Source organism: Amycolatopsis rhabdoformis (assembly GCF_035918295.1).
Lineage (GTDB): Bacteria > Actinomycetota > Actinomycetes > Mycobacteriales > Pseudonocardiaceae > Amycolatopsis > Amycolatopsis rhabdoformis.
In genome coordinates, this window is record NZ_CP142149.1 from 3,888,359 (window position 1) to 3,901,265 (window position 12,907).

The 12,907-nt window shown below is 70.0% G+C and carries 10 protein-coding genes and 1 rRNA gene; all 11 read right to left on the bottom strand.

The window, feature by feature from the left end:
- Nucleotides 1–168 precede the first annotated feature (168 nt).
- Nucleotides 169–1,687: ribosomal RNA gene (locus tag VSH64_RS17665) — 16S ribosomal RNA — on the bottom strand.
- Between the two features lie 354 nt (nucleotides 1,688–2,041).
- Complete coding sequence (gene tyrS, locus VSH64_RS17670) at nucleotides 2,042–3,310, bottom strand: tyrosine--tRNA ligase (protein ID WP_326836708.1); 1,269 nt, start codon at nucleotides 3,308–3,310, stop codon at nucleotides 2,042–2,044.
- A 32-nt stretch (nucleotides 3,311–3,342) separates the two neighbouring features.
- The gene (locus tag VSH64_RS17675) at nucleotides 3,343–3,972 is read right to left on the bottom strand and encodes a DNA-3-methyladenine glycosylase (RefSeq protein WP_326836709.1); all 630 of its coding nucleotides are present in this window, start codon (nucleotides 3,970–3,972) and stop codon (nucleotides 3,343–3,345) included.
- A 97-nt stretch (nucleotides 3,973–4,069) separates the two neighbouring features.
- Nucleotides 4,070–5,485 (bottom strand): argininosuccinate lyase, encoded by a 1,416-nt coding sequence (gene argH, locus VSH64_RS17680; protein WP_326836710.1) that lies wholly within the window; start codon nucleotides 5,483–5,485, stop codon nucleotides 4,070–4,072.
- A 25-nt stretch (nucleotides 5,486–5,510) separates the two neighbouring features.
- The gene (locus tag VSH64_RS17685; RefSeq protein WP_326836711.1) at nucleotides 5,511–6,476 is read right to left on the bottom strand and encodes an argininosuccinate synthase domain-containing protein; all 966 of its coding nucleotides are present in this window, start codon (nucleotides 6,474–6,476) and stop codon (nucleotides 5,511–5,513) included.
- On the bottom strand, nucleotides 6,473–6,973 hold the full coding sequence (locus VSH64_RS17690) for an arginine repressor (protein ID WP_220241947.1): 501 nt from the start codon (nucleotides 6,971–6,973) through the stop codon (nucleotides 6,473–6,475). Before VSH64_RS17690 ends, VSH64_RS17685 begins: the two co-directional genes overlap by 4 nt.
- Nucleotides 6,970–7,896 carry an ornithine carbamoyltransferase gene (gene argF, locus VSH64_RS17695; RefSeq protein ID WP_326836712.1) on the bottom strand — a complete coding sequence of 309 codons (927 nt, stop codon included), beginning with the start codon at nucleotides 7,894–7,896 and terminating at the stop codon, nucleotides 6,970–6,972. The genes VSH64_RS17690 and argF overlap by 4 nt, the downstream gene beginning before the upstream one ends.
- The gene (locus VSH64_RS17700; protein ID WP_326836713.1) at nucleotides 7,896–9,101 is read right to left on the bottom strand and encodes an acetylornithine transaminase; all 1,206 of its coding nucleotides are present in this window, start codon (nucleotides 9,099–9,101) and stop codon (nucleotides 7,896–7,898) included. Before VSH64_RS17700 ends, argF begins: the two co-directional genes overlap by 1 nt.
- Nucleotides 9,098–10,054 carry an acetylglutamate kinase gene (gene argB / locus VSH64_RS17705; protein WP_326836714.1) on the bottom strand — a complete coding sequence of 319 codons (957 nt, stop codon included), beginning with the start codon at nucleotides 10,052–10,054 and terminating at the stop codon, nucleotides 9,098–9,100. Before argB ends, VSH64_RS17700 begins: the two co-directional genes overlap by 4 nt.
- A complete protein-coding gene (gene argJ, locus VSH64_RS17710) occupies nucleotides 10,051–11,211 on the bottom strand; it encodes a bifunctional glutamate N-acetyltransferase/amino-acid acetyltransferase ArgJ (protein WP_326836715.1) in 1,161 nt (386 codons plus the stop codon). Before argJ ends, argB begins: the two co-directional genes overlap by 4 nt.
- Entirely contained in the window at nucleotides 11,208–12,236 is a 1,029-nt protein-coding gene (gene argC, locus VSH64_RS17715) for an N-acetyl-gamma-glutamyl-phosphate reductase (RefSeq protein ID WP_326836716.1), read from the bottom strand. Before argC ends, argJ begins: the two co-directional genes overlap by 4 nt.
- Nucleotides 12,237–12,907 lie beyond the last annotated feature (671 nt).

Below are 12,907 nucleotides of genomic sequence, written 5' to 3' on the forward strand. Positions count from 1 at the left end.
GCAAGCGATCAGTACTAGAAGAGGTTTTGCCAACCAGAAGTGACCATAACCAGTAGTTCCACAATTCCTTGAGCAACCGGAACAAGCACACATTCGGCACTTGAGTTCCAGCCACCCCACCAGGTTAGTCCGGGTATCCCGGCCCAGTGGATGTGTTGTGCTCCTTAGAAAGGAGGTGATCCAGCCGCACCTTCCGGTACGGCTACCTTGTTACGACTTCGTCCCAATCGCCAGTCCCACCTTCGACCACTCCCTCCCTTACGGGTTGGGCCATGGGCTTCGGGTGTTACCGACTTTCATGACGTGACGGGCGGTGTGTACAAGGCCCGGGAACGTATTCACCGCAGCGTTGCTGATCTGCGATTACTAGCGACTCCGACTTCACGCAGTCGAGTTGCAGACTGCGATCCGAACTGAGACCGGCTTTAAGGGATTCGCTCCACCTCGCGGTATCGCAGCCCTCTGTACCAGCCATTGTAGCATGTGTGAAGCCCTGGACATAAGGGGCATGATGACTTGACGTCATCCCCACCTTCCTCCGAGTTGACCCCGGCAGTCTCCCACGAGTCCCCGCCATAACGCGCTGGCAACGTAGGATAAGGGTTGCGCTCGTTGCGGGACTTAACCCAACATCTCACGACACGAGCTGACGACAGCCATGCACCACCTGTACACCAACCACAAGGGAAGCCCCATCTCTGGGGATGTCTGGCGCATGTCAAGCCCAGGTAAGGTTCTTCGCGTTGCATCGAATTAATCCACATGCTCCGCCGCTTGTGCGGGCCCCCGTCAATTCCTTTGAGTTTTAGCCTTGCGGCCGTACTCCCCAGGCGGGGCGCTTAATGCGTTAGCTACGGCACGGACAACGTGGATGTCGCCCACACCTAGCGCCCAACGTTTACAGCGTGGACTACCAGGGTATCTAATCCTGTTCGCTCCCCACGCTTTCGCTCCTCAGCGTCAGTATCGGCCCAGAGACCCGCCTTCGCCACCGGTGTTCCTCCTGATATCTGCGCATTTCACCGCTACACCAGGAATTCCAGTCTCCCCTACCGAACTCAAGTCTGCCCGTATCGACCGCACGCTCCACGTTAAGCGTGGAGATTTCACGGCCGACGCGACAAACCGCCTACGAGCTCTTTACGCCCAATAATTCCGGACAACGCTCGCACCCTACGTATTACCGCGGCTGCTGGCACGTAGTTAGCCGGTGCTTCTTATCCAGGTACCGTCACTTGCGCTTCGTCCCTGGCGAAAGAGGTTTACAACCCGAAGGCCGTCATCCCTCACGCGGCGTCGCTGCATCAGGCTTGCGCCCATTGTGCAATATTCCCCACTGCTGCCTCCCGTAGGAGTCTGGGCCGTGTCTCAGTCCCAGTGTGGCCGGTCACCCTCTCAGGCCGGCTACCCGTCGTCGCCTTGGTAGGCCATCACCCCACCAACAAGCTGATAGGCCGCGGGTTCATCCTGCACCGCCAGAACTTTCAACCCCCTCAGATGCCTGAGGAAGTGATATCCGGTATTAGACCCCGTTTCCAAGGCTTATCCCAGAGTGCAGGGCAGATTACCCACGTGTTACTCACCCGTTCGCCACTCATCCACACCCGAAAGTGTTTCAGCGTTCGACTTGCATGTGTTAAGCACGCCGCCAGCGTTCGTCCTGAGCCAGGATCAAACTCTCCAACAATGAACAGTTTGATCGAGACTATTCTCAATCATATTCTCAAAGGAACCTCATACGAGGTTACATATAAGCTCTACTGGCTTAGTTCACTAGCACACTGTTGAGTTCTCAAGCAACACACCACGATCAAACCCGAACCCCGCAGGGCCAGCCTCAACCGAAGCAGTCATTCCTAGCAGTTTTGGTTGGGCCACCCACTCAATCGCCTGAGGCGAGAGCTTGGTTCGTGTCCCGGTCGGCCACCCGGTTTCCCTGGCGACCTGGAGAACTTTACATGGCCCGAAACGGCCCGAAACAGGGGGGTACCTTAACCGCGTTCCCGCAGGTCAGGGCCCTGTTTCGGGCCGTCGGCCGCGATCAGCCGCCGAGGCTGACGCCGGCGATGTTCCGCTTGCCCTTCCGGACCACGAGCCAGCGCCCGTGGAGGGCGTCGGAAGCGGCCGGCTTCCACTCCTCGTCGGCGATCTTCACGTTGTTCACGTACGCCCCGCCTTCCTTCACGGTGCGGCGCGCGGCGCCCTTGCTGTCCACCAGTCCCCCGGCGAGCAGCAGGTCGACGATCGTCGCGTCGTCGGCGACCTTGCCGGTCGGGACCTCGGCCATCGCCGCGTCGAGCGTCTTGGCGTCGAGCTCACCCAGCTCACCGCGCCCGAACAACGCCTGGCTGGCCGCGATGACCTGCGCCGTCTGGTCCTCACCGTGCACGAGGTCGGTGAACTCCTGCGCGAGCCGCTTCTGCGCCGCACGCAGGTGGGGCCGCTGCTCGGTGTCCTCGGCCAGCGCGTCGATCTCCTCCCGGGTGAGGAAGGTGAACATGCGCAGGTAGCGCATCACGTCGGCGTCGCCCACGTTCACGAAGTACTGGTACCAGGCGTACGGCGAGGTCATCTCCGGGTCGAGCCACAGGTTGCCGCCGCCGGTGGACTTGCCGAACTTGCGGCCCTCGGCGTCGGTGACCAGCGGCGCGGTCAGCGCGTGGGCGCTGCCGCTCTCGACGCGGCGGATCAGGTCGACCCCGCCCACGAGGTTGCCCCACTGGTCGGAGCCGCCGACCTGCAGCGTGCAGCCGTACTGCCGGAAGAGCTGCAGGTAGTCCTGCGACTGCAGCAGCAGGTAGCTGAACTCGGTGTAGGACATGCCGTCGGACTCGAGCCGGCGCTTCACCGTCTCGCGGTTGAGCATCACGTTCACCGAGAAGTGCTTGCCCACGTCGCGCAGGAACTCCAGCACGTTCTGCTGGCCGGTCCAGTTGAGGTTGTTCTCGACCACCGCGCCCGTCGGCGAGTCGTCGAACTCGACGAACCGCTCCAGCTGCCCGCGGATGCGCCCGGCCCACTCGGCGACCACGTCGAGGGTGTTGAGCGTGCGCTCACCGGTGTCGCGCGGGTCGCCGATCATGCCCGTCGCGCCGCCGGCCAGCACGATCGGCCGGTGCCCGGCGCGCTGGAAGCGCTTGAGCATGAGCAGGGGCACGAGGTTGCCGGCGTGCAGGCTGGGCGCGGTCGGGTCGAAACCGCAATAGAGGGTGAGGGGTCCCTGGTCGAGGTCTCGCCGCAGTGCGTCGATGTCGGTGGACTGCGCGATCAGGCCGCGCCAGGACAGCTCGTCAAGGATGTGCTCACTCACACCTGTAGATCCTCCCGCACCAGGTCAAGCGACTAACCCGCGGGGCGTACCTGCCGCCGTTTGCCCCCGCGCCGGTAGGCCGACACGGCGGGCGATCCGTCGACCCAGAACCGCCACGGCGTGTCGATCCCGGTCGCGACGCCCACGCGCGGGCCGCTGCGGATCTGCTCGGGCGCCACACGTTCTCCGACGCGCAGCCGCACCGGCGACGAAGGGTCGGTGAGGTCCACGCCGTTCTGCGTCAGGTCGACGCGCAGCACGGACGTGAGGATCGCGGGGCCCTTGGCGATCTCGCCGTCGCCGCGGGCGTGGGGCCGCCGCTTGCGCACGAGGTCGGCGCCTCGCACCACTTCGCCGGCGCGCAGGAGCACGCCCCCGGGTTCGTCCTCCGCACCGCTGATCACGTTGGCGCAGAAGTGCATGCCGTAGACGAAGTACACGTAGAGGTAGCCCGCCGGGCCCCACATCAGGGCGTTGCGCGGGGTCTTGCCGCGGTAGCTGTGCGAGGCCGGGTCGTCGAACCCGCGGTAGGCCTCGACCTCCACGAGCCGCACGGCGACCGTGCCGTCGGGCGCGTCGGCCTCGAGGACCGCGCCGAGCAGCAGGTGCCCCAGGTCGACCGGGTCCCGTGCCAGTTCCTCGCGCCGGAACAACCGGTCCACTCGTGCTCCCCTCGTCCGCTTCAGCCTATCCGCCGGCCGCTGAGTACCCGAGTGCCTGGTTCGGCCGGGAAGCGCGCTCCCCGGCCGAACCGGTCGGCTACTTCAGCCACTGCCGGACGGTCGCGACCCGGTCCACGAGTCGTTCGAGCTGCTCGGCGACGCGCTCGGGCGCGGTACCGCCGCGGGAGTTGCGCGAACGCACCGAACCCTCGACGGTGAGCACCTCGCGCACGGCCGGCGTGAGCGCCGGGTTGATGGCCCGGAACTCCTCGTCGGTCAGCTCGTCGAGCCCGACGCCGCGGCCCTCGGCCACGCGCACGCTCTCCCCCGCCGCCTCGTGGGCCACGCGGAACGGCACGCCCTGGCGCACCAGCCACTCCGCGATGTCCGTGGCGAGCGTGAAGCCGGCCGGCGCCAGCTCGGCGAGCCGGTCGGTGTGGAAGGTCAGCGTGGCGAGCATGCCCGCGATCGCCGGGAACAGGAGTTCCAGCTGCTCGACCGAGTCGAACACCGGTTCCTTGTCCTCCTGCAGGTCGCGGTTGTACGCGAGCGGCTGCGCCTTGAGCGTCGCCAGCAGGCCGGTGAGGTTGCCGATGAGCCGGCCCGCCTTGCCGCGCGTGAGCTCGGCGACGTCCGGGTTCTTCTTCTGCGGCATGATCGAGCTGCCGGTGGCCCACGCGTCGTCGAGGGTCACGTAGCCGAACTCGGCGGTGTTCCAGATGACCACCTCTTCGGCGATGCGCGAGAGGTTCACCGAGAGCATCGCGACGGCGAAGGCGAACTCCGCCACGAAGTCGCGCGAAGCGGTGCCGTCGATCGAGTTCTCCACGCTCGTGTCGAAACCCAGCTCCGTGGCCACGGCCTCGGGGTCGAGTCCGAGCGACGAACCGGCCAGCGCGCCCGAGCCGTACGGCGATTCGGCGGTGCGGGCGTCCCAGTCGCGCAGGCGGGAGACGTCGCGCAGCAGCGCCTGGCCGTGGGCCAGCAGGTGGTGGGCCAGCAGCACCGGCTGCGCGTGCTGGAGGTGGGTGCGGCCGGGCAGGATCGTGTCGGGGTGGCGCTGCGCCTGCGACACGATTGCGTCGACCACGTCGAGGGTGCCCGCGACGACGCGGCGCGCGGCGTCGCGCAGCCACATGCGGAACAGCGTGGCCACCTGGTCGTTGCGCGAGCGGCCCGCCCGCAGCTTGCCGCCCAGGTCGGTGCCCGCGCGCTCCAGCAGGCCGCGCTCCAGCGCGGTGTGCACGTCCTCGTCGGCCACCGTCGGGGTGAACGCGCCGGACGCGACGTCCTGCGCGAGCACGTCGAGGGCTTCGAGCATGCCGGCCAGCTCGGCGTCGGTGAGCAGGCCCGCCTTCCGCAGCACGCGGGCGTGGGCCCGCGAGCCGGCGATGTCGTAGGGCGCCAGGCGCCAGTCGAAGTGGGTGGAGGCGCTCAGCGCCGCCATCGCCTCGGCCGGTCCGCTGGCGAACCGGCCGCCCCACAGGGCCACCGGCTGGTCTTTCGCGCTCACGTGCTGCCTTTCTGCCTCGGGCTTCTCACGAAGCCCGGTGGGTCGGGTGGTCCGGGTGCTCCTGCCCGGTCAGGGGACGGTACCGCCGTCCGACGGGACGAAGGTGCCGCCCGCGGGCGAAGGGCTCTTCGCCACGGCGCCCGGTGACCACGACGGCTCCGCCGTGGAAGACCAGCCGCACGTCACCGCACACGTGTTCCTGCGTCTGCCGCACGAACGCGTCGAGCGGCTCGCGCAGCGGCGAGGACCACAGCCCGTCGTGCACGAGCTCGGTCCAGCGCCGGTCGACCGAGTGCTTGAACCAGGTGAGATCCCGGTCCAGGGTCAGGTTTTCCAGCTCCTGGTGCGCGGTGATCAGCACCGCCGCGCCGGGGGCCTCGTAGATCTCCCGGCCGCGGGTGCCAGCCGCCAGGTCGAACCGGCCGACGCCGTGGGCGCCGGCGCGATGCCCGAGCCGCACCACGGCCTCGGCCACGCTCACCGTCTCGCCGTCGACGGCCACCGGCACCCCGCGGTCGAACGTGAGCACGGCTTCGTCGGGCGCGTCGATGTTGGCCGCGGCGTGCTCGGTGTAGGCGAACACGTCGCCGGGGGCCTGCCACGGATCGGCCTCGGTCGCCGCGGTCGCGCGGCCCCAGAGCGTGCGCTCGGAGGACAGCGGCCCAGGCTCCTCCGACCAGACGACGTCGGCGGCGCGCGCCCGCGCGATCGCGGTCACGTGCTTCTCGATCAGCGGCCGCGCGAGCGAACCGACGAGCGGGTAGCGGCCGTGGAGCACCGCGTTGGCCTGCAAGGCGGGCAGGCAGTACTCGTCCGCGAACTCGGCGCGCGCGTCGACCACGAGGGCGTCGGCCGCCCCGGCCGCGAGGGCCCGCTCGCGCAGCGCGGCGAAGTCGACGTCGCCCGCACCGAGGTCGACCGACACCGTGATCACCTCGGGCCGCCCCGCGAGCCGGAGCGGCCCGCCCGCGTAGGCGAGCACGGTGGTCACAGCTCCTCGCCCTCGGCCGAGCGCCGGGCGAGCGCGGTGAAGCGTTCCGCGAGATCGCGGCCGCTCAACGGTTCCCGGGCGATCACCGCGACCGTGTCGTCGCCCGCGATGGAGCCGACGACCTCCTCGAGCGCCGCGCGGTCGATGGCGCTCGCGAGGAACTGCGCCGCCCCGGGCGGGGTGCGCAGCACGGTGAGGTTGCCCGACGCGTCGGCCGACACGAGCAGTTCCGCCAGCAGCCGGGACAACCGCGACGTACCACCCTGCACCCCGCGGACCGGGCTGCCGTCCTCGGGGATCACGTACACCGGCGCCCCCGAGTCGGCGCCGCGCAGCTTCACGGCGCCGAGCTCGTCGAGGTCGCGCGACAACGTCGCCTGCGTGACCTCGATGCCCTCGGCCGCGAGCAGCTTGGCGAGCTCGGTCTGGCTGCGGATGGCCATCGTGGACACCAGCTCCGTGATGCGAGCCTGGCGCCCGACCCGGCTGCCGGTCATCGTCCGCTCTGCTCGAACAACCAGACGAGGAGGGCCTTCTGCGCGTGCAGGCGGTTCTCGGCCTCGTCCCACACCGCGCTGGCGGGGCCGTCGAGCACCTCGTCGGTGATCTCCCAACCGCGGTGCGCGGGAAGGCAGTGCAGCACGATGGCCTCGTCGGCCGCGCGCTTGAGCAGCCCGGCGTTCACCTGCAGCGCGCGGAACGGACCGACGCGGTCGAGGCCGTCGTTCTCCTGGCCCATCGACGTCCACGTGTCGGTGACCAGCACGTCGGCACCCGCCACCGCGTCGTGCGGGTCGGTGAACACCGCCGCGCTGCCGCCGGTCTCGGTGCCGCGCAGCTTCGCGTCGAGCATCACCTGCTGGTCGGGCTGGAAGCCCTCCGGCGACACGACCCGCACGTGCATGCCCGCGGTGACGCCGCCGAGCAGCAGCGAGTGGGCCATGTTGTTCGCGCCGTCGCCGAGGTACACGAGCGTGAGCCCGGCGAGCTTGCCCTTGCGCTCGCGGATGGTCATGAGGTCGGTGAGGACCTGGCACGGGTGGAACTCGTCGGTGAGCGCGTTGACGATCGGGATCGACGCGACCGAGGCCATCGAGTCGATGCGCTTCTGCGCGAAGGTGCGCCACACGATTCCGTCGACGTAGCGCGACAGGACACGCGAGGTGTCCTCGATGGTCTCCTCCCGGCCCAGCTGCATCGATCGGCCGTCGACGATCACCGGGTGCCCGCCGAGCTGGCTGATGCCGACCTCGAACGAGAACCGCGTACGGGTGGAGTTCTTCTCGAAGATCGCCGTGACCGTCTTGCCGGCCAGGGACTTGTTGCCGAGCGGGTCGGCCTTGAGCGCGTCGGCGAGGTCGAGGAGCGTGGCCTGCTCGGCGGGGCTGACGTCGTCGTCGCGGAGGAAGTGGCGAGGCATCAGTTCGGGTCCTTCGTGGTGGTGGAGTCGAGGGCGGCCGGGAGGGCGGCGAGGAAACCGTGGGCCTGCTCGGCGTCGAGCACGAGCGGCGGAGCGAGCCGCACGGTGTCGGGCGCGACGGGGTTCACGAGGTACCCGGCGTCCTGCGCGGCCTTGGCGACCGCGGCGGACACCGGCTCGCGCAGGGTGATGCCGAGCAGCAGGCCCGCGCCGCGCACGCCGGACACGAGCGGGTGCCCGATCGCCTCCACGCCGGCGGCGATGTCCTTGCCCAGCGCCGAAACGTGGTCGAGCAGGTTGTCGCGCGCGATGGTGCGCAACACCGCCAGGCCGGCCGCGCAGCACACCGGGTTGCCGCCGAAGGTGGTGCCGTGCTGCCCCGGCTTGAGCAGCTCGGCCGCCGCGCCGATGCCGATCACGGCGCCCAGCGGCAGGCCGCCGCCGAGGCCCTTCGCGAGCGTGATCACGTCCGGGACGATGCCCGTCTGCTGGAAGGCGAACCAGGTACCGAGGCGGCCGATGCCGGTCTGCACCTCGTCGAGCACGAGCAGGGTGCCGGTGGCCTTGGTGATCTCGCGCGCGGCCTGCAGGTAGCCGTCGGGCGCCGGGATCACGCCGGCCTCGCCGAGCACGGGCTCGAGGAACACGGCGGCCGTCTCGGTGTCGACGACGGCGCGCAGGGCTTCGACGTCCCCGTACGGCACGTGGGTGACACCCGGGACCAGCGGCGCGAACGGTTCGCGCTTGCCCGGCTGCCCGGTGAGCGACAGCGACCCCATCGTGCGGCCGTGGAACGCGCCCTCCGCCGCGACGACCTTGCTGCGGCCGGTGAGCCGGCTGATCTTCAGCGCGGCCTCGTTGGCCTCGGCGCCGGAGTTCGCGAACAGGACCTTGGCCTGGCCGGTGAGGCCGGCGACGTCGAGCAGCGCCTCCGCGAGCTCGATCGCGACCGGGTTCGCGTACAGGTTCGAGGTGTGGCCCAGCGTCGCGATCTGCTCGGACACGGCGCGCACCACCTCGGGGTGGGCGTGGCCGAGCGCGTTCACGGCGATGCCGCCGACGAGGTCCACGTACTCGGTGCCGTCGGCGTCCCACACCTTCGCGCCCTCGCCGCGGACCAGCGTGAGCCCGGGGGTGCCGTAGTTGTCCATCAGGGCCGACTGCCAGTGCTGCCGGCCCGCCTCGTTCGAGGTGGGGGTGGTCACGGGAGCTCCGTTCCGGGGATTTCGGGGTTCTCTGGGGTGGGTGCGGGCTCGGGGAAGACCATCGTGCCGATGCCGCGGGAGGTGAAGACCTCCAGCAGCACCGAGTGCGCGAGGCGGCCGTCGATCACGTGGGCGCGGCTCACGCCGCCGCGGACCGCGCGCACGCAGGCCTCCATCTTCGGGATCATGCCGCTGGCCAGCTCGGGCAGCATCTTCTCCAGGCGGTCGACCTGGATGCGGTCGATCAGCGACGAGCGGTCGGGCCAGTTGGCGTAGAGGCCCTCGACGTCGGTGAGCACCACGAGTTTTTCCGCGCCCAGCGCCGCCGCCAGCGCGCCCGCGGCGGTGTCGGCGTTCACGTTGTGCACCACGCCGTCGACGTCGGGCGCGACCGTGGACACCACGGGGATGCGGCCGGCGTTCACGATGTCGAGCACCGCGTCGGGGTTCACCGCGGCGACCTCGCCGACGAGCCCGATGTCGACCTGCTCACCGTCCACAGTGGCCTGTTTGCGCTCGGCGGTGAACAGCCGCGCGTCCTCGCCGGAGATGCCGACGGCGTAGGGGCCGTGGGCGTTGATGAGGCCCACCAGCTCGCGGCTGACCTGCCCGACCAGCACCATGCGGACGATGTCCATCGTCTCGGGGGTGGTCACGCGCAGGCCGCCCTTGAACTCGCCCTCCACCCCGAGGCGGGTGAGCATCGCGGTGATCTGCGGTCCCCCGCCGTGCACCACCACGGGGCGCAGGCCGGCCAGGCGCAGGAACACCATGTCCTGCGCGAACGCCGCCTTGAGGGTGTCGTCGATCATCGCGTTGCCGCCGTACTTCACCACCACGGTGGCGCCGTGGAAGCGCTGCAGCCACGGCAGCGCCTCGATGAGCACTCCGGCCTTCTCGGCCGCCGTCTCGAGCCTCTCGTCCGCGGAAATCAGGTCCTCCGTGCCGGTCATGAGGAGTAGGCGCTGTTCTCTTCGACGTAGCCGTGGGAGAGGTCGGTGGTGTAGATGGTGGCCTCGGAGCCGCCGACGCCGAGGTCGACGAGGACCTCGACGGCGCGGCCCGACAGGTCGGCCGCCGAGCGGTCCGCCGCCGTGGTGCCGGCCGCGAACAGCGTGACGCCGTTGATGGTGATCGACACCGTCTCCGGGTCGATGCGCGCCGGCGCGCGGCCGAGCGCCATCGCGATGCGCCCCCAGTTGGGGTCGGACCCGAACAGCGCCGTCTTCACGAGGTTGTCCTCGGCGATCGTGCGGGCGACCACCACGGCGTCCTCTTCCGAAGCGGCACCGCGCACCGTCACGTCGACGTCCTTGGTCGCGCCTTCGGAGTCGGCGCGCAGCTGCAGCACGAGGTCGTGGGCCACGGCGGTGAGCAGCTCGGTGAGCTCGGCCTCCGTCGGCTCGACCCCGCTCGCTCCGGACGCGAGCACCAGCACCGTGTCGTTGGTGCTCGTGCCGCCGTCGACGTCGAGCCGGTCGTAGGTCACGCGGGTGGCGGCGCGCAGCGCGCGGTCGAGCACTTCCTTGTCCGCCACGGCATCCGTGGTGAGGACCGACAGCATCGTGGCGAGGTTCGGCGCGAGCATGCCGGCGCCCTTGGCGAACCCGCCGACGCTCCAGCCCTGGTCGTCCTTCGCAAACGCTTGCTTCGGCTTGGTGTCGGTGGTCATCACGCCGGCGGCGGCGTTGAGGCTCGCCTCGGGGCTCGCGTCGAGCGCCTTCGCGGCACTGTCCACACCGGACAGCACGGCCGCCATCGGGAGCCGCTCGCCGATGAGGCCGGTGGAGCACACGGCGACCTCGATCGCGCCGACGGCGAGGACCTCGGCGACCTTCTCCGCGGTGGCGTGCGTGTCCTGGAACCCGCCCGGGCCGGTCGCCGCGTTGGCGCCGCCGGAGTTGAGCACCACCGCCTTGAGCTTCTGCTGCTTCAGCACTTCCTGCGACCACAGCACCGGTGCGGCCTTGATCACGTTGCGCGTGAACACCCCCGCGGCGACGTCGAGCGGGCCGTCGTTCACCACCAGGGTGAGGTCGAGCGCCCCGGACGCCTTGATGCCGGCGGCGACGCCGGCGGCGCGGAAACCCTTCGGGCCGGTCACGGTCACGGTGCCACTCCCACGGTGGAAAGTCCGGTGGTCTCGGGGAATCCGAGCGCCAGGTTCATCGACTGCACGGCACCGCCCGCGGTGCCCTTGGTCAGGTTGTCGAGCGAGCAGATCACCACGAGCCGCCCCGCGTCCGCGTCCACGCCCACCTGCAGCTGGACGTTGTTCGACCCGAGCGTCGACGCCGTGGCGGGCCACAGACCCGCGGGCAGCAGCTGCACGAACGGCTCGGCGTCGTAGGCCTTCTCGTACACCTCGCGCACGGCGGTCTCGTCGACCTCGCCGATCAGCGGCGCACTCGCGGTGGTGAGGATGCCCCGCGGCATCGGCGCCAGCACCGGCGTGAACGACACCGTGACGGGCTTGCCCGCGACGCCCCCCAGGTTCTGCGCGAACTCCGGCGTGTGGCGGTGTTTGCCCCCCACGCCGTACGCGCTCGCGGACCCCATCACCTCGGACCCGAGCAGGTTCGTCTTGAGGCTCTTGCCCGCCCCGGACGTGCCCGTGACCGCCACCACCGTGACGTCCGGCTCGATCAGCCCCGCCGCCAGCGCCGGCGCGAGGGCCAGCGACCCACCGGTCGGGAAACACCCGGGCACCGCGATCCGCTTGGTGCCCACGAGCTTCTCGCGCGCGCCGGGAAGCTCGGGCAGGCCGTAGGGCCACTGCCCCGCGTGCTCGCCGCCGTACCACCGCTGCCAGTCCGCCTCGTCGGCCAGCCGGTGATCGGCCGCGAGGTCGACCACGAGCACGTCGGGCCCCAGCTGCTCCGCCACCTCGGCCGAATGCCCGTGCGGCAGCGCCAGAAACACGACGTCATGCCCGGCCAACGTCTCCGCCGACGTCTCCTCCAACACCCTCCCGGCCAACGGCGCGAGGTGCGGCTGGTGCACACCCAGCATCGTCCCCGCACTGCTGGCCGCCGTGAGCGCCCCGATCTCGACCTCCGGATGGGTCAGCAACAGGCGCAACAGCTCCCCACCCGCATACCCACTCGCGCCGGCCACCGCGATCTTCACCGTCATACGCATGATTATGCACGAGCATGCAAGCTCAAACAAACAGGATTCCGCTGGGCCGGGTGTGTTTCCGGCCATGCCGGGCTGGTGATCGGGTTCGCCGTCGGTGGTGGCCGGGTTGTTGTCGCAGCTCTCGGCTCTGCTGGGGATCGGGCGGCTCGCGGATCATCCGATCGGGTGGTCACTCCTCTCCGTTTGCGGACGCATCCAGGCTCCGCGAGGCGGCAGCCAGCACCTCCCCCGCACTGATCAGGTGGTCACTCCTCTCCGTCCGCGAACTCATCCAGGCTCCGCAGGGCGACAGCCAGCACCTCGCCCGCGCTGAGCCGCGGCCGTACCCCGCAGCCACGGGGGCACCGGCACCGCTGATCACTCGCCCTGCGCGCTGAAGCCTCCTCGGCTCGCGCTGCGGGCGCTGATGCCCAGGAGACGCCGAAGCGTCGCGGGGCCACGACCTCTGGCCGGCAGCTGCCGCCAACCAGCACGCCAAGGCACAGCCGATCGGTCGCCTCCCGAAGCCAACCGGCAGTCGCCCCCGTCAGCACGACCACCGCACGCCTGGTCAGTTTCCTTCCGCGTTGAACCCGCCTCGGCCCGCGCTGCATTCGGCTGATGTCCCCGCGATGGCCTCGCCGCGCCGAACCGCGGCGAGGGCATCGCCGAGGCCTCGCGGGCCG

Bases quoted from the DNA above. Each gene is read 5' to 3' on its own strand.
- VSH64_RS17690 (WP_220241947.1), bottom strand. From the start codon at position 6,973: ATGACCGGCAGCCGGGTCGGGCGCCAGGCTCGCATCACGGAGCTGGTG.
- argF (WP_326836712.1), bottom strand. From the start codon at position 7,896: ATGCCTCGCCACTTCCTCCGCGACGACGACGTCAGCCCCGCCGAGCAG.
- argB (WP_326836714.1), bottom strand. From the start codon at position 10,054: ATGACCGGCACGGAGGACCTGATTTCCGCGGACGAGAGGCTCGAGACG.
- argC (WP_326836716.1), bottom strand. From the start codon at position 12,236: ATGACGGTGAAGATCGCGGTGGCCGGCGCGAGTGGGTATGCGGGTGGG.